At 30.2% G+C, this 20,050-nt stretch carries 18 protein-coding genes and 1 other annotated feature; all 18 genes read right to left on the bottom strand.

All coding sequences use genetic code 11. From position 1 onward, the window contains the following. Window positions 1-58 precede the first annotated feature (58 nt). Window positions 59-772, bottom strand: coding sequence for a purine-nucleoside phosphorylase (deoD, locus tag PZA12_RS20270; protein ID WP_012060299.1), 714 nt, complete (start codon window positions 770-772; stop codon window positions 59-61). 74 nt (window positions 773-846) lie between these two features. Next, the gene (gene deoC, locus PZA12_RS20275) at window positions 847-1,497 is read right to left on the bottom strand and encodes a deoxyribose-phosphate aldolase (RefSeq protein ID WP_078114633.1); all 651 of its coding nucleotides are present in this window, start codon (window positions 1,495-1,497) and stop codon (window positions 847-849) included. Window positions 1,498-1,707: 210 nt separating this feature from the next. After that, on the bottom strand, window positions 1,708-2,592 hold the full coding sequence (locus tag PZA12_RS20280; RefSeq protein WP_041899276.1) for an ABC transporter permease: 885 nt from the start codon (window positions 2,590-2,592) through the stop codon (window positions 1,708-1,710). Continuing rightward, window positions 2,582-3,709 (bottom strand): ABC transporter permease, encoded by a 1,128-nt coding sequence (locus PZA12_RS20285; RefSeq protein WP_078114632.1) that lies wholly within the window; start codon window positions 3,707-3,709, stop codon window positions 2,582-2,584. Before PZA12_RS20285 ends, PZA12_RS20280 begins: the two co-directional genes overlap by 11 nt. Continuing rightward, the gene (locus tag PZA12_RS20290; RefSeq protein WP_078114631.1) at window positions 3,684-5,234 is read right to left on the bottom strand and encodes an ABC transporter ATP-binding protein; all 1,551 of its coding nucleotides are present in this window, start codon (window positions 5,232-5,234) and stop codon (window positions 3,684-3,686) included. The genes PZA12_RS20285 and PZA12_RS20290 overlap by 26 nt, the downstream gene beginning before the upstream one ends. Before the next feature lie 196 nt (window positions 5,235-5,430). Continuing rightward, window positions 5,431-6,489 (bottom strand): BMP family lipoprotein, encoded by a 1,059-nt coding sequence (locus PZA12_RS20295; protein WP_078114630.1) that lies wholly within the window; start codon window positions 6,487-6,489, stop codon window positions 5,431-5,433. Between the two features lie 258 nt (window positions 6,490-6,747). Then, on the bottom strand, window positions 6,748-7,764 hold the full coding sequence (locus tag PZA12_RS20300) for a LacI family DNA-binding transcriptional regulator (protein WP_078114629.1): 1,017 nt from the start codon (window positions 7,762-7,764) through the stop codon (window positions 6,748-6,750). Window positions 7,765-8,184: 420 nt separating this feature from the next. Next, window positions 8,185-9,357, bottom strand: coding sequence for an aminotransferase class I/II-fold pyridoxal phosphate-dependent enzyme (locus PZA12_RS20305; protein ID WP_078114628.1), 1,173 nt, complete (start codon window positions 9,355-9,357; stop codon window positions 8,185-8,187). Continuing rightward, on the bottom strand, window positions 9,354-9,833 hold the full coding sequence (locus PZA12_RS20310; protein ID WP_012060307.1) for an Lrp/AsnC family transcriptional regulator: 480 nt from the start codon (window positions 9,831-9,833) through the stop codon (window positions 9,354-9,356). Before PZA12_RS20310 ends, PZA12_RS20305 begins: the two co-directional genes overlap by 4 nt. Before the next feature lie 54 nt (window positions 9,834-9,887). Further along, window positions 9,888-10,154: a binding site (T-box leader), on the bottom strand. Between the two features lie 289 nt (window positions 10,155-10,443). Then, window positions 10,444-10,599, bottom strand: a complete 156-nt coding sequence (locus PZA12_RS20315; protein WP_012060308.1) for a zinc-ribbon domain-containing protein — start codon at window positions 10,597-10,599, stop codon at window positions 10,444-10,446. Between the two features lie 236 nt (window positions 10,600-10,835). Further along, complete coding sequence (clpA, locus tag PZA12_RS20320; RefSeq protein WP_078114627.1) at window positions 10,836-13,112, bottom strand: ATP-dependent Clp protease ATP-binding subunit ClpA; 2,277 nt, start codon at window positions 13,110-13,112, stop codon at window positions 10,836-10,838. 3 nt (window positions 13,113-13,115) lie between these two features. Then, window positions 13,116-13,415, bottom strand: coding sequence for an ATP-dependent Clp protease adaptor ClpS (locus PZA12_RS20325; RefSeq protein WP_012060310.1), 300 nt, complete (start codon window positions 13,413-13,415; stop codon window positions 13,116-13,118). Window positions 13,416-13,539: 124 nt separating this feature from the next. After that, entirely contained in the window at window positions 13,540-14,967 is a 1,428-nt protein-coding gene (locus PZA12_RS20330; protein ID WP_078114626.1) for an aminotransferase class I/II-fold pyridoxal phosphate-dependent enzyme, read from the bottom strand. Between the two features lie 198 nt (window positions 14,968-15,165). Then, window positions 15,166-16,185 carry a threonine aldolase family protein gene (locus PZA12_RS20335; protein ID WP_078114625.1) on the bottom strand — a complete coding sequence of 340 codons (1,020 nt, stop codon included), beginning with the start codon at window positions 16,183-16,185 and terminating at the stop codon, window positions 15,166-15,168. Between the two features lie 14 nt (window positions 16,186-16,199). After that, on the bottom strand, window positions 16,200-17,444 hold the full coding sequence (locus PZA12_RS20340; RefSeq protein WP_078114624.1) for a M16 family metallopeptidase: 1,245 nt from the start codon (window positions 17,442-17,444) through the stop codon (window positions 16,200-16,202). Window positions 17,445-17,821: 377 nt separating this feature from the next. Next, the gene (gene scfB / locus PZA12_RS20345; RefSeq protein ID WP_078114623.1) at window positions 17,822-19,183 is read right to left on the bottom strand and encodes a thioether cross-link-forming SCIFF peptide maturase; all 1,362 of its coding nucleotides are present in this window, start codon (window positions 19,181-19,183) and stop codon (window positions 17,822-17,824) included. A gap of 61 nt (window positions 19,184-19,244) precedes the next feature. Next, the gene (gene scfA, locus PZA12_RS20350) at window positions 19,245-19,382 is read right to left on the bottom strand and encodes a six-cysteine ranthipeptide SCIFF (RefSeq protein ID WP_003371542.1); all 138 of its coding nucleotides are present in this window, start codon (window positions 19,380-19,382) and stop codon (window positions 19,245-19,247) included. Window positions 19,383-19,632: 250 nt separating this feature from the next. Continuing rightward, window positions 19,633-19,896, bottom strand: coding sequence for a PTS transporter subunit EIIB (locus tag PZA12_RS20355; RefSeq protein ID WP_078114622.1), 264 nt, complete (start codon window positions 19,894-19,896; stop codon window positions 19,633-19,635). Window positions 19,897-20,050 lie beyond the last annotated feature (154 nt).

A 20,050-nucleotide genomic window follows, 5' to 3' on the forward strand; every position in this document is an offset into this window, starting at 1 on the left:
TATCTCTAACCTCAAGTAAGGATCTTCTCTTTCAAATTACTATTTTAACTCTTTGATATTAATTCTCTATTTTTGCTATAGTATCTAGAGCAACTTCCATCATATTTGTAAATGTCAATTGTCTTTCTTCTGCGCTTGTAACTTCTCCAGTTACAAAGTGATCACTTACTGTAAGTAAAGCTAATGCATTAACTCCAAATTTAGCTGCAATTGTATATAAAGCTGCTGCTTCCATCTCTACTCCTAAGCAACCAAACTTAGCCCATTTCTTCCAATCTTCATCATCATCACCATAAAATACATCAGAGCTATATATACTACCAACTTTAGGATCAAAGCCTTTTTCAACTGCTATATCGTATGCTGGTTTCAATAATTCAAAACTTGCTGTTGGCGCAAATGTTCTACCTTGAAATCTTACTAAATTAAGATTTGAATCTGTTGATGCAGACATAGCTATTATAAGATCTCTAACCTTAACTTTTTCGCTATATCCACCGCATGTTCCAACTCTTATAAGATTTTTAACCCCATAACTTTGTATCAATTCATTTGCATATATTGAAATTGAAGGTATTCCCATTCCTGTTCCCTGAACTGAAATTTTCTTACCTTTATATGTTCCTGTAAATCCATACATACCTCTAACTTCATTATAGCAAACTACATCTTCTAAAAAGTTTTCTGCTATAAACTTTGCTCTTAAAGGATCTCCTGGTAATAATACGCTTTCTGCAATAGCACCTTCAGGTGCATTAATATGAACACTCATTTTTTACCTCCATAATTTTAACCAAATCATTTCAATTAATGATCAATATATTTAAACTATTTCATAATAATAATTTATTTGCTTTCACTAACTATAGATATACTAGCACTAGCACCAATTCTGCTTGCTCCAGCATTTATCATATCCATAGCAGCTTTAAAGTCTCTAACTCCACCTGATGCTTTCACACCTAAATCTGGTCCAACAGTCTTTCTCATTAAAGCAATATCTTCCTTAGTTGCTCCACCACTAGAAAATCCTGTTGATGTTTTAACAAAATCAGCTTTAGCTTCTTTAGCTATTTCGCAAGCTTTAACTTTTTCTTCATCAGTTAATAAACATGTTTCAATAATAACTTTAACTAACGCTTTTCCTTGAGCTGCATTTACAACCGCTTCTATATCTTCTTTAAGTAAACTATAATTTTTATCTTTTAATGCGCCAACATTTATTACCATATCTATTTCAGTAGCTCCATTTTGAATGGCCTGATTTGTTTCAAAAGCTTTAGCTTCCTTTGTCATTGCACCTAATGGAAATCCAACAACTACACATGTCTTCACATCAGTCCCCATAAGTTCAGTACTTACTAATTTTGCATAACATCCATTTACGCAAACTGAAGCAAAATTGTATTCTTTAGCTTCCTTACATAATTTTTTTACATCCTCTACTGTTGCTTCTGGTTTTAATATTGTATGATCTATATATTTAGCTATATTCATATTTCATTACTCCTTAAATTTATTTTATAACTATATATGTTACAATTCACAATGCACATTTCACAATTACGGCTAAAATTCTTTCAATGTTTCTAGAATTATGATGTAGAATTATTCTGCAACATATATATAACTATAATTTGAATTAACACTCAGCACTTTCAGCGAAATTTTCGCAGTCCTGTGAAATAACAATGTTTCTTCTTTCTATTAACGAGTACCTTTTTCGTAAGGAACTCCATCAGCTTTTGGTGCAACTGATTTTCCAACAAAAAGAATTAATACTACAATTGTTAAAATGTATGGTAGCATTGCAAGTATTTGCGAAGGAATAGCAAAGTTTCCGCCTCCTAATACAACTGTTAATGCTTGAGCAAATCCAAATAATAAGCAAGCTCCGTATGCGCCATGTGGAGTCCATTTACCAAAAATAACTGCTGCTAATGCAATAAAGCCTTGACCGCTAATTGCTGTTGGAGTAAATTGTGCTATTATTGCAAGAGTCATAGATGCTCCACCAAATCCTGCAAGTATTCCAGAAATCATAACACACACGTAACGAGTTGCAGTTACACTTATTCCAAGAGTATCTGCAGCTGCTGGATGCTCTCCTACAGCACGAATACGAAGTCCCCATTTAGTTTTATATAAAATAAACCAAATGACTACTGTAATTATAAGTGCTATAAAAACTGTAATATCTACGCCAAATACTTTAGGTAATTTAGTAGCTACTGGTTTAGTCATAGTAGCTCCTTCAAATAATAATCTACATGTAAATAAAGAGAAGCCTGCACCCAATAAATTTATAGCAATACCTGATATTGTCTGATCCGCATTAAATGTTATAGATGCAACTGCATGTAATAAAGCCATTATTCCCCCTGCAATTCCTGCAGCTAAAAATCCAAGCCATGCATTTCCAGAATAATATCCTACTGCCGCACCAGTAAATGCACCTATAGTCATCATACCTTCAATTCCGATATTTACAACTCCAGAACGCTCAGAAACAACTCCACCTAATGCTCCAAATATTAACGGTGCTGAATACATTAGTGTAATACCTATTAATAGTGCAATACTATTTAACATTCTTTTCACCTCTCTTTAAAAGTCTATCAGCTAAAGCAGGTACAATCTTAGTTAATGCTACGAAAAATACAATAGTACCTATCATTATATTTATTATTTCCGATGGTGCACCTATAGCAGATTGTACAGATTGACCTCCATATAGTAATCCACCATATAACAATCCTCCAAATATACAACCAATAGGTGAACTTCCTGCAATTAATGCAACTGATAATCCGTTAAATCCGTTATTTTCAAAAGCAGCCATAGTTGATAACTTATGAGGTGCTGTGCCTGTAATAGCTAGTGCTCCAGCAAGACCTGATAATGCACCTGCAATTACCATTGATTGAATTATATTACGATTAACATTTATTCCAGCAAATTCTGCCGCATCTTTATTTAAACCAACTGCACGTAATTCATATCCTTTTGCTGATTTATATAATAAAATCGATATAACTACAGCCATTATAATAGCAACAATAATTCCAATATTAACATCTGTCTTTAACAAAACTTCTGATAACCATTTGTGATGAGAAAGAAATTCCATTCCAGCATCAGATGTCTTCCAATTGCCAAGTATAGTAGTAAATCCAGATTCATTAATCATATAAGTACTTGTTGAATCTGGTTGGTGAAATACATCTGTAGATACAACGAAATTAGATAAATATAATGCAATCCAATTCAGCATTATACTGGTTATAACTTCATGTATCCCAAATTTCGCCTTAAGAATTCCGACAATACCACCAAATACTGCTCCAGCAGCTACACCAGCTAAAATTACTAAAGGAATTTCTAATACTGCTGGCAAATTTAATTTTATCCCAACTATAGTTGATGCAATTGTGCCTATTATATATTGGCCCTCTGCTCCAATATTAAATAATCCTGTTTTAAAGGCAAATGCAACACTTAAACCAGTTAAAATAATAGGCGTAGCCTTAATAATTGTATTAGATATATATTTAGGTTTTGAAAAAATTCCATTAAAAAGTGCGCTAAAAGCATCTATTGAGTTATATCCTGCAATACCAAGAACTATTGCAGAAACTACAAAACCAAAAAATATTGCAATGAATGTTGAAGTAACTGGTTTTTTAAGAATCTTTGCCACTGTTTTCATTTCTTTTACCTCCTGCCATTAATAAACCTATTGTATTTTCATCAACTTCTCCCTGCTTAAATGTATCTACAATAGTCCCTGCATAAATTACAGCTATAGTATCAGAAACATTCATAACTTCATCAAGTTCAAATGAAACTAACAAAACCGCTTTGCCCTTATCTCTTTCCCTTATTAATGTTTTATGAACATATTCAATTGCTCCTACATCAAGTCCACGAGTTGGCTGCACTGCAATTAATAAGTCTGGATCATTAGCTACTTCTCTTGCAATTATAACTTTTTGCTGATTTCCTCCTGATAAACCTCTAACAGGAATTAATTCACAATTGTCAGGTCTTATATCATATTGTTTTATCATATCTTTAGTATGAGATATAATTTCGTCTTTATTTAGGAAACCATTTTTGCAATATGGTTCGCTTTTATATTTTTCTATAACTACATTATCAGCAACACTGAAATCTAATACAAGTCCTCGCTTTTGTCTATCTTCATGTATTGTTGATACTTTATTCTTGATAACATTTTCTGTTGTAGTATTTTGTATCTCTACTCCATTTATTTTAATGGTACCGCTTTCACATTTTGTTAGGCACGTAATTGCTTCAATCAATTCCTTTTGTCCATTGCCATCAATTCCAGCAATACCAACAATTTCACCTTTATGTACTTTAAGTGATAAGTTTTTAACTGCATCTAACTTTCTTTCATCTTTTACAGTTAAATTATCTATTTCAAAGACAACTTCCTCTGGTTTTGCAGGCTCTTTATCAACAACTAACTTAACTGCATGACCTACCATCATTGTGGCAAGCTCTGATCCTGTTACCTCTTTAACATTAACAGTATCTATATATTTCCCTCTACGTATTATTGTACAGACATCAGAAGATTCCTTTATTTCTTTTAATTTATGTGTAATTATAATTATCGTTTTTCCATCTGCTACAAGATTATTCATAATCTTTATTAAATCTTGAATTTCCTGAGGAGTAAGTACTGCTGTCGGTTCATCTAATATTAATAAATCAGCTCCACGATATAAGGCTTTTAATATCTCAATACGCTGTTGCATACCTACTGAAATATCTTCAATCTTTGCATCTGGATCTACTTCTAATCCATACTTTTTAACAATATTTAATATTTCCGCGCGGGCTTTTTTCATGTCCAATATGCCAAATTTACTTGTGATTTCACTACCTAACACTATATTTTGTGTTACTGTAAAATTTTCAACTAACATAAAATGTTGGTGAACCATTCCTATTCCATTTTCAATGGCTATATTAGGGTTTTTTATATTTATCTTTTCACCATTAAGATATATTTCTCCTCGGTCAGCTTGATATAATCCGTAAAGTATATTCATCAGTGTACTCTTACCTGCTCCATTTTCTCCTAATAGTGCATGAATTGTACCTCTTTTAATATCGATATTGATATCATCTAAGGCACAGAATGAACCAAACATTTTTGTAATTCCACGCATTTGCACTGCATATTGTTTGCTAATTTCCATACCAAGTCCTCCCTTAATTAATAATATGCTTTGCTAACAGTGAATCACAAGCTAGCAAAGCCATCCCTATTTCATATCTGCCATATATATATTACAATTCATTTTCCACATTTTAGCCTTAAGCCATTGCACATAGCTTTCTAGAACCTTAAATATAAATTTATCATTGCCACACATATATATTATTTAATTATTCTTATTTACCAAAGCTTTTAAATGTATCTTCATTATAAGGTGGAACTATTTCACCTTTCTTAATTTTATCTTGAACTGCCATAGCTGCCTTATAAACTTCTGGATCCATGTTTTTATTTTCAGTTGGAATTCCTACTGCATTTTCTTTTAAACCATAAGTGTATGTTTTTCCACCGATTTTATTTCCACTCATAGCTTCTTTTGAAAGATTTTCAACTGCAACATTTGCAAGTTTTAATGCTGATGTTAATACATTGTCAGGAGCTAAATATGCTTGGTCACGGTCAACACCTATTGCAAACTTATTTGCTTCCTTAGCTGCTTCAATTACACCTACACCAACTCCACCTGCTGCATGGAATACGATATCGCATCCAGAAGAGAACATCTTATTTGCAATTGCTTTACCCTTTGATGCATCAGAGAAACTTTCAGCATATTGAACATCTACACTAATATCTTTACCTAATTCTTTTGCTGCATATTGAACACCAGCTTGATATCCATATTGGAATTGATCTATAATTCCACTTTTTATACCACCAACAAATCCAACTTTACCTGTTTTTGTTGTTTTAGCTGCTATATAACCAACTATAAATGAAGGTTCTTGTGCATTAAACATAACTCCTGTAACATTAGCTGGAGTATCATCTCCATATGAATTATCAACTATAGCATAGTTAACATCTGGATTTGATTTTGCTGCTTTTAATATTGCATCTGACATTGCAAAACCAATACCCCAAACTAATTTATTGCCGCTATCTACAACTTTATCTAGATTAGTAGCATAATCAGATTCTTGCTTAGATTCTAAGTAACTAACTTTTGCACCCTTATTGTTTTTTTCGAAGTTTTGTAGGCCTTCCCATGAAGATTGATTAAACGATTGGTCATTTACCCCACCTGTATCAGTTACCATAGCAACTTGATATTCTTTTGCATTGCTGCTTCCTTTGTCAGCTGTACTAGTACCGCTTCCACTTGATCCACATCCAGCGAATAACGTTACTGTTATTGCTGAAACTGCTAATAATGATAATAATCTCTTTTTCATTAACCTTCCTCCTAAAATATAAGAATTAATATTTAAACTCATGGATAATATCCACGATTTAAATTTAATAAAACAATTATTATAAATATTCTTCTAATTAATTATATTTATAATATGTTGACTTTAATATTACGAATATGTATTCAACTTGTGCCTATGTATATATGTTGTAATGCACAATTCACAATTACCACTAAAATTCTTGCAATCTTTTTTTAAATTATGATGAAGAATTACTTTTGCAGCGTATATATAAATTTATATCTTTTTCTCTGAACCTTTAACTACAATTTGTGGTGCAATTATCCTTCTTCTTACACTATCATCCTCATTGTTGCTAATAATATCAAACAGCATATCCATAGAAGATCTCCCTAACTCAATCGGACAATCTTCCATATATGTAATATTTAATCCTACCATATCTAAAAAGTCAATTTTATCAAACCCCACTATAGCCAAGTCCTTAGGAATGTCCTTATTCTCTTCTTTTAGAGCTTTTATAACTCCCATCGTCATCATGTTACTGCAGACAACTAATGCTGTAGGACGGTCTTTTTCTTTAAGCAATTTTTTAGTTAATTCATATGCCTTATCTAATTTAAAATCTCCATATAAAACATATTTACTGCAAAAATCAATATCATTTTCTTTTAGTGCTCTTTTATAGCCCTCTAATCTATCCATTACTGGTTCTGAACTCAATAACCCTGTCATTATTCCAATCTTAGTATGACCTTCTTTAATTAGCAGGTTTGTTGCCTCAAATCCACCTTTTATATTATCTACAAAAACTCCATTTAACTTTGTAAATTTAACATCAGCCGAAACTAATATTATAGGAATATTTAAAGTATTTATTGTTTTAATATAATTTTCATTGAACTTTTCTTCACCAAATCCTGGGGTCATTATAATTCCTTTAATTCTTTGTTCTTTAAGCAATTTGAGAGCACGCACTTCCTTCTCTAAATAATTATCTGTATTAAACAAAATTATATTCAGATTATTTCTTTCTGCTCTCTCACTTACTCCTTTTATAATTTCTCCAAAATATGCATTGGTTATATCTGGAACGATAACTCCTATAGTATTAGTCTCGCATTTCGACAAACTTCTTGCAATTGCACTCGGTGTATAATTCATTTCTTTTATTGCGACTAATATTCTTTGCCTAGTTTCTTCTTTTACATAACCTGAATTATTAAGAACTCTTGAAACTGTTGCCGAGGATACTTTAGCCCTTTTCGCAATATCATTTATAGTAACTGACATAACACCCCACCTCGTCAAATTTTTTTCATAATCCATCAAAATTTATTCCATTATTAAAATTAAATCGTGAAATACTATTATTATAGACCAGATTAATTTATAACTTAAATTCTTAATTTCTAAGGCTTTAAGCCAAGTTATTTTTAAAGTCGAACTATTTATGGTATCGCTTCCACACTTATAATAATATATTAGGAATATGATGTCAATATTCATAGTTTCATTGATTTCACTATAATATTTATCAATACTATATGCTATTTATCTTCATTTTAAGCCATTCTATGTCTATACTAGTATAAATTATGATATGTATATTTACAAACTTTTTTTATTAATATAATTTTATTTCACTCTTCTCTAGGTATATATTAAAAGAGTGATTTAAAGTATTTTTATACTTAAACCACTCCATTTTTATTATTTCTCTCTCAATTTATCAAGAAATCTCTTTGTTCTTTTCAATGCTTCCATAATATCTTCCATTGATGACGCATAACAAACTCTTATAAATCCTTCTCCACAATCACCAAAAGCATTTCCCGGAATAACTAATACTTTTTCATTTATAAGCAGTTGTTCACAGAACTCATCCGATGTTATCCCTGTAGATTTAATACTTGGAAATAAATAAAATGCTCCAAGAGGCTCAAAACACTCTAATCCCATCTTTCTAAATCCATCCAATAGAACTCTTCTTCTTCTATTATATTCCTTACACATTTCTTCTACACTTCTATCACCACTTTTTAAAGCTTCAATCGCTGCATACTGAGCAGTTGTCGGTGAACACATAAGAGCATATTGATGAATTTTCTTCATCGCTTCTATTAGAACCGGATGCCCACAGATATACCCAAGTCTCCATCCTGTCATAGCATACGATTTAGAAAATCCATTTATAACTAAAGTCTTATCTCTCATTTCTGGAAAAGATGCTATTGAAACATGTTTCTCTCCATAGCAGAGTTCTGAGTATATTTCATCTGAAATTGCAATAATGTTTTTATCTTTAAGAACTTCTACTATTCCTGCTAGTTCATCTCTAGTCATTATTGCACCTGTTGGGTTATTAGGAAACGGTATTATAACTACCTTTGTTCTAGGTGTAATTGCTTTTTCTAAATCCTCAGGAGTAAGTTTAAATTCGTCTTCTGCTTTAAGGTTTAAAACCTTAGCTGTTGCTCCAGTAAATGCAGTACATCCCTTATATGCAACAAAGCTTGGCTCTGGAACTATAACCTCATCTCCAGGTCCAACTAATGCCCTAAGTGCTATATCAATTCCTTCACTTCCGCCAACAGTAACTATTATTTCATCTTCTGGATTATAGTTAAGATTAAATCTTCTATGAAGATACTTTGATATCTCACTACGAAGCTCAATAAACCCTGCATTTGAAGAATAATGAGTATGTCCTTGCTCTAAAGAATAAATTCCAGCTTCTCTTACATTCCATGGAGTTACAAAATCTGGTTCTCCTACACCTAGAGAAATAACATCATCCATTTCATTTATTATATCAAAATATTTTCTAATTCCTGATGGAGGCATATTTTTTACGTTATCTAAAATCATGTCTTCTAATCTCATATAAATATTGCCTCCCTATCTTCTATCTTCTTTTCTTTAAATATCTTTCCATGATCTTTATATTTCTTTAACACAAAGTGAGTACCTGTACTTAATACATATTCTTGCACTGCTAGTTTTTCTGATACAAAAAGAGCAACTTCTTTCATGGTCTTTCCTTCAACAATAACCGTTAAATCAAAACCTCCAGACATTAAGTAGCATGCTTTAACTTCTGAAAATTTATATATTCTTTCTGCAACTTTATCAAATCCAACGCCTCTTTGCGGTGTTATCTTAACTTCTATTAATGCTGTTACTGTTTCACTACCTGTATTTTCCCAATTTATAAGCGTTGTATAACCTGCTATAATGCTTTTTTCCTCATAGTCTCTTATTGCTTCTCTAACCTCTTCAACAGTTTTACCTGTCATAACTGCTATTTGTTCATCACTGTATCTACTATTTTTTTCTAATATCTCAAGTATTTCCTCCATCGAAATAACCCCCTTATTTTAATATAATTAAATAAAAAAATTCCTCCATCCCACACAAGGGACGAAAGAACTACTTCGCGGTACCACCCTAATAAACAACTTAAAAATTGTTCACTCAGCTAGAGTACATATTATACTCCACCTCTATAACGTGAGGAGCACGTTATAGCCTAATTAAAAATTCTTATTTTCTAAAAATTTTTATTTCTCAGCTATAAAATTCAAAGGCTGCTTCTATAAAGGATACTTACCAGATTTCACCGACCTCTAGCTCTCTTAAAAGTTTACCATTTATATACTCTTCCTTATCACTATCTTTAAAACTTTATTTTTAAAATTACTATCCAATATGACTATAAAATTTCAAATAAAAAAGATAACATGAAAAATTCTTATCACTTTTCACTTAAGTCTTTCTTTATATTATACTAGCAAAAGTACAAAAAATTCAATATATTTTTTATATTTTTTTATTTAAATGCATAATATTCTATTGAATTAACTAAAATTAACCCCAAAAAATATATTTATATAATATATATATAAAAAGGAGCATAAGATTTAATCACTCTTATGCTTCTTACTCAATCAATAGAAAATTTATTACTTTCTATCTTCTATTGTTTTGTTGCTTTCTAGCTCTCCTGCAGTCAGGACATCTTACTGGTTCATTTTCAAAACCTTTTTCCTTATAAAATTCTTGTTCTCCTACAGTGAAAACGAACTCTCTTCCACAATCTTTGCATATTAATGTTTTATCTTCCATTCTAATGTTCCATTGCTCAAGTTAAAATAACTTTGCAATAGTTCACCTCCTCTTTTTGCTTAAAAATTTCTTTTGTCATTTAATATTATGTCTGTCTTCATAATTTTTATTCAAAAACATATTATTATATAGTTTATATTTAATTATCATGTAATCTCTCCATATGATATTGCATAGGACTCTTTTACATTTATTTTTGCATATATAATAATTGAATCACATTACTTTAAGTAGATTTAATTGATCTTTAACTCAAATTTTTCATTTACAAAATCAATTACACACTTTCCACCTTCGCTTAGCTTTCCAAATAAAATTTCATCAACAAGTAATGGTTTTATATTAGAAGCTATAACCCTTGCTATTTCTCTTGCCCCAAATTCCTCTGATGTGCCTATTTTAGCAATCTGATTTACACATTCTTCACTAAATTCTATTTCAACATTTTTAGAATTCAATTTATCTTTAAAGTTATTTAATTGCTTTTTAGCAACATTTGCTGCCATAATATCAGTCATTCCATTAAATACTATTATTTTATCCAGTCTATTTCTAAATTCAGGTGTGAAGAACTTTTTAACTTCTTCCATTATAGCTTCACCTTTGACTTCCCTATCTCCGAAACCGATAAGTTTTTTGCCTATATTCCTTGCCCCTGCATTAGAAGTCATTATTATTATTGAGTTTCTAAAGTCAGCTTTCCTGCCTTTATTATCAGTAAGTGTAGCATAATCCATAACCTGAAGCAGTACACTCAAAATATCAGGGTGCGCCTTTTCTATCTCATCCAGCAATAATACACAATGTGGCGTTTTTCTTATTGAATCAGTTAAAAGTCCACCTTCTTCATAACCTACATATCCTGGAGGTGATCCTATGAGTTTTGCAGCTGAATGTTTTTCAGTATATTCACTCATGTCAAATCTAATCAAATCTATTCCTAGAGTTTTAGATAAACATCTAGCAATCTCTGTTTTTCCAACTCCTGTAGGCCCAACAAAAAGCATAGATGCTACTGGCTTATCCTCATCGTTTAATCCAGATCTAGACATCTTTATACATCTTACAACTTCTTCAATCGCTTTATCCTGTGAAAATATATTTTCCTTTAAGTCCTTTTCCAAGTGCTTTAAAGAACTTATCTCGCTACTTTCCACAGTTTGCTTTGGAATGTTACAAATTTTTGATATTATTTCCTCAATAGTTTTTCTGTCAACTATAATCTGCTCATTCATATCTTCATTATGCATACGAACATAAGCTCCAGCTTCATCTATAATATCTACAGCTTTATCTGGCAGATATCTGTCATTAATATACTTATCGCTTAGAGTTACTGCATCTCCAATTGCTTCATCTGTATAACTTACATTATGATATTCTTCATAATTCTTTTTAAGTCCATCTAATATTTGTATAGCTTCTTTTATAGATGGTTCTTTAACATCTATTCTTTGGAATCTTCTACTTAATGCTTTATCTTTTTCAAAAAACTTTTTATATTCATCAAAAGTAGTAGCTCCAATAAATCTAATTTTTCCTTCTGTAAGATAAGGCTTTAACAAATTGGACGCATCTAATGCGCCACCATTTAACGCTCCAGCACCTACAATATTATGAATTTCATCTATATATACAATTGGCTTATCTTGTTTGCTAATCAAATCTAAAACTCTTTTTATTCTTTCTTCAAAATCTCCTCTATACTTAGTTCCTGCTATCACAGATCCAATATCTAAAGAAAACATAGAACTTCCCTTCAATTTTTCTGGCACCTTGTCTTCACTTATTAACTTTGCAAGTCCTAAAGTTATAGCAGTCTTACCAACTCCAGACTCACCTACATGTATAGGATTATTTTTTATCCTTCTACAGAGTATCTGTATACTTCTTTCTAAAATATCTTTTCGTCCTATCAATGGATCATTTTCTTCTTCTGTAGCTTTCTTAATAAGGTCTATTGTAAACTTATTAAGAAATGCATCTTCTTTTTTCTTCTCTACTTTCTCTTTACTTTCATTCTCAGTAAATTCATTCTCATCTTCTTTAAAATTTTCTTGCATTTCATCATCATAAGAATTTCGAGTATCTTCATCTATACTATGACACAAAGAATATAGCAAATCTCTTCTTGTAACGCCTTCTTGCTCTAGATAATATCGTGCATAACTATCTTCTAAATTAAAAATTGCAGAGAGTATATGATCTACGTCAATTGCATCTTTCCCGCTATACTTAATTTGTTCATTTGCTGTTAAAATGACTCTTTGAAACTCTATGCTCTCTTGTGGTTCTCCTTGACCAATTTTATTTATATATGTTTTCACGTAAGTTGCCAAATTATATCTTAAATTTTCTAAACTTCCACCACATTCTTTAATAGCATACTCTACATTCTTATCAAAAGTTGCAGCATACAGTAAATGCTCTGGTGTAATATATTCGCTGCTTTTCTCTTTTGCTTCTTGGTATGCTTTAAGTAATATCAAATTAACTTCATTCGTAATTTTCATATTTTACGCCTCCTCTACAGTAAGCTTAAACGGAAAGCCTTTTTCCTTAGCCATTGACATTGCAGTTGAAACTTTAGTAACTGCTATATCATAACTATATATTCCTGCTATTCCCTTACCCCTTTCATGCACATCTAACATTATCTTCTCAGCATCTATTAACTTTTTATTAAATACAACTACCAGTATATTAATAACGAATTCCATTGTTGTATAATCATCATTATACATAACAACTTTATAATTCTTAGGCTTTTTCACATCAACTTTATTCTTTGGTTTGGTTACAATATTTGTTTCCATATATAATTGTCTATCCCTCCCCGCATATTATCATCATATATATTATTCTAAATAGATATATTTTAACACAATATTTAAGCTTATACCAATAGGATTATAGTAAATTATAGATTCATCATTTATATTAATTTATATCTAAAATCCGAATTTTATTATTATTTACTCCAATTATACTTTTTTTATTTATAATATAGTCCCTTACTATTGCTATAACATCTTTTGATATTATTTCTCCTGGGCAAACCAAAGGTATTCCTGGAGGATATGGTATTATTGATTCTTTAGCTACTAAACCTTCACACTTTTCTATTTCACACCATCTGCTTTTTAATTTAAAAGTTTCATAAGGCTCAAATTTTTTAACAGGTATATTTCTAGAATATTTTATCTCTATTTCTCTAGACATATTTCTCATATCTAAATTTAAAATAGTTTCGTATATAATTTTAAAATCTTCTTCTGTATTAAATGGTGACAGAATTAAAACAACTCCTCTTGAAAAACTCATCTCAGCCTGTATCTTATTATCTCTTAGATAATCTAGAAATTTATGTCCATTATACCCTTTAGGGAGAATAACTATATATCTACTAGGATCAATTTTGTATCCTTCTATTCTATCATTATGCTTATCTAAGTCACTTTCACTTAATATATAAACTTTTCCTAGTTTATTAATTTTTTTCTTCCACTTTTCAGATTCATTTATTAATTTATCATAATCATCTTTCCCGTATGTATCTAAATAATATCTTGCATAATCTAAAGATGCCATTATCAGATAAGATGGTGAAGTTGTAGTAAATAACTTTATGTAAAAATCTATTATGTCATTATCTTCATTTACTAAGAGATATGCGCCTTGAGTTAGGGCTGGTAAAGTTTTATGTGCACTTAAAACCACATAATCTCCTAAACTCGCAAGAGACTTTGGCAATCTTTTATTTATTCCAAAATGAGCTCCATGAGCACAGTCGATTATAACTTTTAATCCTATTTCCTTCAAATTACATATAATCTCTTCTATATCATATGTAATTCCAAAATAATTTGGATATGTTATTATAATTCCCTTTGGTTTTGAGCTATTCTCTAACGCTTTATATATATTCTCTTTATTAGGTGGTAAAAATAGTCCTAATTCATCATCAATAATAGGTTCTATATATTTAACTTTTAACTTTCTCATAATCAATCCATTATAAATTGACTTATGGCAGTTTCTTTCAACTAAAACTTCATCACCCTCATCAAATGCTGAAAACATAGCTGCTAAGTTTCCTGATGAGCTTCCATTCACTAAAAAATAGGCTTTCTTAGCCTTATAAGTTTTAGCTAATAGCTCTTGGGCTTCCTTTATTATCCCTTCTGGATAATGCAAATTATCTAATGGGTCGACCTCTGTTATATCTAAAAATCCCATTCTATTAACAAACTCCAGCCCAATTTCATCTCTAGTAAATCCAATTCCTCCCTTGTTTCCTGGCATAGAAAGAAGTAGGTTTCCTTCATCATTGTATTTAAGTAATTCTTCTAATAATGGTAAATTCAAAAATACCGCTCCAATCTAATTTCAAATATAATTAACCATGGATAAAAGCTTCATATCAGTAATGAAACGATATGAAGCTTAAAACATGCTTTCTATTTCATAAATGAAATACTCTATATTGCACTTGTGTTTTTTCCTAATCTTTTGAAAAATACTTAATTGTTCTTAAAAGATTCTAGTTAATACTTCATGCCTTTTTTATAGGTGTAGATCTTCAATAAATTCTAATATATTTTCTTCTTTAGTTGCCCATGATGTCACTAATCTAATTGCAGTATAATTAGAATCAATTATTCTTTCAATATTAAAAGAATATTTCTCACTTAGCTTTTCAATTAAATTATTAGGTAATATAGGGAACTGTTGATTTGTAAAAGATTCAGTTAAAAACTTATATCCTTCATCTACTATTGCAGCTTTTAACATAAGTGCCATTTTATTTGCATGTTTTGCAAGTTCAAAATATAAATCATCTCTGAATAATTCTTCAAATTGAATTCCAAGCAATCTTCCTTTTGCTAATAATCCACCTTTTTGCTTAATAAAATATCTAAAATCTTCTTTTAATTCATCATTGCATATTACAAGTGCTTCTCCAAAAAGCGCTCCATTTTTAGTTCCTCCAATGTAAAATGCATCAACTAATTTTGCTATATCAGCTAAAGTCAAATCACTTTCTTCCGCTACAAGTGCAGATCCAAGTCTAGCACCATCCAAATACAATAGCAGTTTATTCCTCTTACAGCAATCATGTAAATCAATCAACTCTGCTTTAGTATATAGAGTTCCAAGTTCTGTAGAATTTGATATATATACTAATTTAGGTTGAACCATATGCTCATCACTATGAGAATCAACAACATTTTGAACTAAATTTGGAGTAAGTTTTCCATCGTTAGTTCTCATTGTAATTACTTTATGACCAGTTGCTTCAATTGCTCCAGTTTCATGACAATTTATATGACTTGTATCTGCTCCTACTGCTGCCTGATGAGGTCTTAAAAAAGCTGATATAGCTGTAAGATTAACCTGTGTGCCACCAACTAGTAAGTGTATATCTACATCTTCCCTATCAATTTTCTTCTTCAGCAGATTAACTGATCTTTCTGTGTACTGATCAGTACCATAACCATCGGTTTGTTCAAGATTTGTTTCAACTAATGCATTTAATATTCTTGAGTGTGCGCCTTCACTATAATCATTTTTAAAACTGTACATAATTCTGCCTCCTTTTATGCTCTCTCAATTATCTGTGTTGTAAAATTCTTCAATACTTTCTTACCTACTTGAAAAATCATTTCTTTTGTTAGTAGCTCCATTTCTTTAATCTCATTAATATAAATTTTATAATCTCCAAACATGCAGTCATATGTAGCCAGCTCTTTGGCCAGTATTATACTCTGCTCTTCTCTAAATAATCTTTTTAATTTAAAGCTCTTAATTAAACGTTCTATCTGATCATTATCAAGTTTCTTTTCTAATGAATCTAACTTTGCTATACATCCTTCTATTAAAGATATGGCTTTATTTACATTTTCTTCTGATGTGCTAAATGTTATTTTATATAGTTTTATATAATTCTCATTTGAAATTTTAGTAAGCACATCATATACCAAGCCATTTTGAGTTCTTAAAACATCATAGAGAATTGAATTAACCCCATCTCCAAAATATTGATTAAAAATTCTAAGCGCCTTAATTTCTTTTTCACTCAAATCATCAATTGGAAATATCATTTCAACTTTACATGCTCTTATTCCATCTCTTACATTGTTATAAGTTCCCTTTTGAGGATTTTCATATTCTATTAAATTTTTATTATCAGTTTTACTAATCTCTTCTTGAATAGCACTATTTTTCTTCCACTCAGAAAAATAATTACATATAACTTCCTTTACTATATTAAACTTTACTGATGAAATTATAATAATTGAAGTATTTCCCGGAAAATAATATTTATCATAAAATTCTTTAATATTATCTAAAGTTATGTTCTCAAGATCATCAAAGGTTCCTATTATAGGATACTTTATTCTTCTGTTACTGAAGCAGTTAAAAAATAAATTATCCTCGCAATACTGATCTATATCCTCATCCCATTCTTTTAATTCTTCTTTTATGACATCCATTTCTTCTTTGAATCCATTTTCTCCAAATTCCGGGTTAATTATTATATCACTTAAAATTTCCACACCTTTTTGTAAATCTTCTCCGAGCAGAGTTCCATAATATATTACATATGGATAATTAGTCATGGCATTATTAAATCCAAAAATACTGCTCAGCTCTTCATTTATTTCTCTCTCAGTTCTGTTTTTTGTTCCTTTATAAACCATATGCTCGGTTGCATGCGCTACTCCAAACTTTTCGTTCTCAACTCCAGCTCCTGCATTTAAAGAAATACAAATTGATGATAGCTCTGAATCTGTATGTTTATAAATTAATCTCAAATCATTTTCCAAAATGTATTCTTCCAAATGTCTATTCTCCTTACATTGTTATACATTGCAATAGTAGATTTACATTGAATTTTTTATTGATTCGAGTGTTCAGTTATATTCCAAATATAAAAAATTACTTGCAACATATATTATATTTAATTCTAGGATGTGCCTTTAAAATGTTATTATATCAATTTAATTATATAAAAAGAGACCTCCTCTTGCTAAGTGCTAGATAAAGAAATTATCTATGAACATTTACTAAGTGGAAGCTATTCTATCTGTACTTATTTTAATTAATTTAAGAAATAAGTACAGGTTGTTAAAACTTTTATTAGTATGTCCTAAATAATATTCTCTCAGTAGCAAAGGCAATAGAGTTCCCCTTCTTTTAGTATATTATTATAAAAAAGTTAATTTTCTTCAGCTTTTAACGCAATTGCACATTCAATTCTCTTCTTTTGCATCTTACATCCAATTTCATAAGGAATGTTCATATCCCCATTAAAATTAAAATTGTTAGCTTGGCATCCACCACTACAATAGAATTTTGCCCAGCACTCCCTACATTTAGGCTTATTATATATATGTGCTTTCTTAAATTTTTGAGCTAATTCTCCATTATAAGTATCTTCGTGTATACTTCCTAACTTAAACTCTTCTTTTCCAACAAATTGATGACATGGATACACTTCTCCTTGAGGAGTTATAGCTACATATTCAAATCCTGCACCGCATCCAGAAATTCTCTTGTAAACACATGGTCCACCTTGAAGGTCTATATTAAAATGATAGAATTTAAATTCATCATTTCCTTCGCGTTTTCTTCTTGCCATTTCTTCATATAGCTTGTCATAGTTTTCAAAGATTGTATCTATATCTTCTTCTCTTAATGAAAGTGGATGTCCATTTTCTAAAACAACTGGTTCTATAGATAACTCTCTAAACCCTTCATTAACCATTGCCATTACATCTTCATAAAAATCTGTATTTTCTCTTGTGAACGTTCCTCTTACATAATAAGTTTTTCCTTTAGTTCTTCTCTTAATCATTTCCTTGATATTTGGAACTATATCATCAAAAGAACCGCTTTTATCTGGCTTAATTCTAACATTATCATTAACTTCTTTTCTGCCATCTAACGAAAGAATTATATTTCCCATTTCTTTATCCATATAATCCATCATATCTGGAGTTAATAGAGTAGCATTAGTGGTCATTGTAAATCTTACTCTCTTTCCCCATTTTTCTTCGTTATCCCTAGCATATTTAATTATATCTTTTATTGTGTCCATAATTAAAGTTGGCTCTCCACCAAATAAATCTATTTCTATATTTTTTCTTGGCCCACTTCTTTTAATCACATAGTCAATTGCTTTTTTTGCTGTGTCTGCACTCATGACTCCACCATGTCCATGATATTCACCCTCGTCAGCAAAACAGTACTTACATCTAAGGTTACATCCATGAATTACATTTAAACAGATAGCCTTTATGTAATCTCTATCATCCATAGAGCTATGAGCTATTTCTTCATATTGATCTTCTGAATATAAAATCCCTTCTTCAGCTAACTCTTGAATTTCATCATAAGCCTCTGAAATCTCTTCTTCATCATATTTTCCTTTAAGTTCCTGTAATATTTCTTTCTTATTTCTTAATTGGCTATCATCTAATATATCATAAACTAGTTCATCTACAACATGAACAGCTCCTGTATTCACATCTAAAACAAAATAATTTTCGCCTTGTTTAAATTTATGTATTAAAGACAATTCTTTTTCCTCCTAAACATATAAAGTAAGCAGTAACTATATAGTTACTGCTTGAAGATTATTAGTTTTCACATTCTAAGTTTGCAACTGTGCAAGATGTCTTACAAGCTGATTGACATGAATTTGCACATTCTTTGCATCCTGGCTTACATAAACTATTTTTAATGTTTGTTTTGTTTATAGTTTTTATATGTTTCATTACAAAATCCTCCATTTTAAATATATCCTTAGCTATTATATCATAATATACTAAAGTATAAAAGATTTGCTGGCCCTCTTTTTATTTATATTTCTGCTTATATGAAATTATAAATATAAAAACTATTTTTCAAGAATTCTTAATCATAAAATTATTTAAATATTTTAATTGTGAACTTTTCATCCTTCTTTCTAATTACATCATAGAATTTTTATATAAATTATTGTATCTTCAAGCTATTTTCAAAATATTATTTTCTTGTCCTATATATATTAATAAACTCACTAATTAATATCTTTGCAACAGTATTATCAATAATAATTTGAAATTGTTCCCTTGTCTCTACAACTCCACGTACACTTTCTATCTTTTTCAAAATTCCAACATCCACTTTTTTAGTGTCCTTCAATCTCAATCTTAATCTAGTCATACAATTTTCTACAAACAAAATATTTTCTTCTGATCCAACCAAATCAAAAAGTTCCCTTGCTATCTTATCAAAATCTGTGTTCATCTCTCTTCCCCTATCCTTCAATTAGTAATCTATAATAAAAATAGCCAACACATTAATAAATTAAATATTTAAACTTGCTGGCTTTTACATCTCTATTTAGTTTTAAAGCAGCATTAATCTCTCATTAGAAAATTATACATACATGCAAATAGTT

It is taken from the genome of Clostridium beijerinckii (assembly GCF_036699995.1).
GTDB classification, from domain to species: domain Bacteria; phylum Bacillota; class Clostridia; order Clostridiales; family Clostridiaceae; genus Clostridium; species Clostridium helianthi.

Excerpts from the sequence above, each read along its gene's own strand:
- clpA (WP_078114627.1), bottom strand. The coding sequence starts at position 13,112 with ATGAAAATTACGAATGAAGTTAATTTGATATTACTTAAAGCATACCAA.
- PZA12_RS20285 (WP_078114632.1), bottom strand. The coding sequence starts at position 3,709 with ATGAAAACAGTGGCAAAGATTCTTAAAAAACCAGTTACTTCAACATTC.
- PZA12_RS20300 (WP_078114629.1), bottom strand. The coding sequence starts at position 7,764 with ATGTCAGTTACTATAAATGATATTGCGAAAAGGGCTAAAGTATCCTCG.
- deoC (WP_078114633.1), bottom strand. The coding sequence starts at position 1,497 with ATGAATATAGCTAAATATATAGATCATACAATATTAAAACCAGAAGCA.
- scfA (WP_003371542.1), bottom strand. The coding sequence starts at position 19,382 with ATGAAACATATAAAAACTATAAACAAAACAAACATTAAAAATAGTTTA.
- PZA12_RS20280 (WP_041899276.1), bottom strand. The coding sequence starts at position 2,592 with ATGTTAAATAGTATTGCACTATTAATAGGTATTACACTAATGTATTCA.
- PZA12_RS20315 (WP_012060308.1), bottom strand. The coding sequence starts at position 10,599 with ATGGAAGATAAAACATTAATATGCAAAGATTGTGGAAGAGAGTTCGTT.
- PZA12_RS20355 (WP_078114622.1), bottom strand. The coding sequence starts at position 19,896 with ATGAACACAGATTTTGATAAGATAGCAAGGGAACTTTTTGATTTGGTT.
- PZA12_RS20310 (WP_012060307.1), bottom strand. The coding sequence starts at position 9,833 with ATGGAGGAAATACTTGAGATATTAGAAAAAAATAGTAGATACAGTGAT.
- PZA12_RS20325 (WP_012060310.1), bottom strand. The coding sequence starts at position 13,415 with ATGGAAACAAATATTGTAACCAAACCAAAGAATAAAGTTGATGTGAAA.
- deoD (WP_012060299.1), bottom strand. The coding sequence starts at position 772 with ATGAGTGTTCATATTAATGCACCTGAAGGTGCTATTGCAGAAAGCGTA.
- PZA12_RS20290 (WP_078114631.1), bottom strand. The coding sequence starts at position 5,234 with ATGGAAATTAGCAAACAATATGCAGTGCAAATGCGTGGAATTACAAAA.
- PZA12_RS20335 (WP_078114625.1), bottom strand. The coding sequence starts at position 16,185 with ATGTACAGTTTTAAAAATGATTATAGTGAAGGCGCACACTCAAGAATA.
- PZA12_RS20295 (WP_078114630.1), bottom strand. The coding sequence starts at position 6,489 with ATGAAAAAGAGATTATTATCATTATTAGCAGTTTCAGCAATAACAGTA.
- PZA12_RS20305 (WP_078114628.1), bottom strand. The coding sequence starts at position 9,357 with ATGAGATTAGAAGACATGATTTTAGATAACGTAAAAAATATGCCTCCA.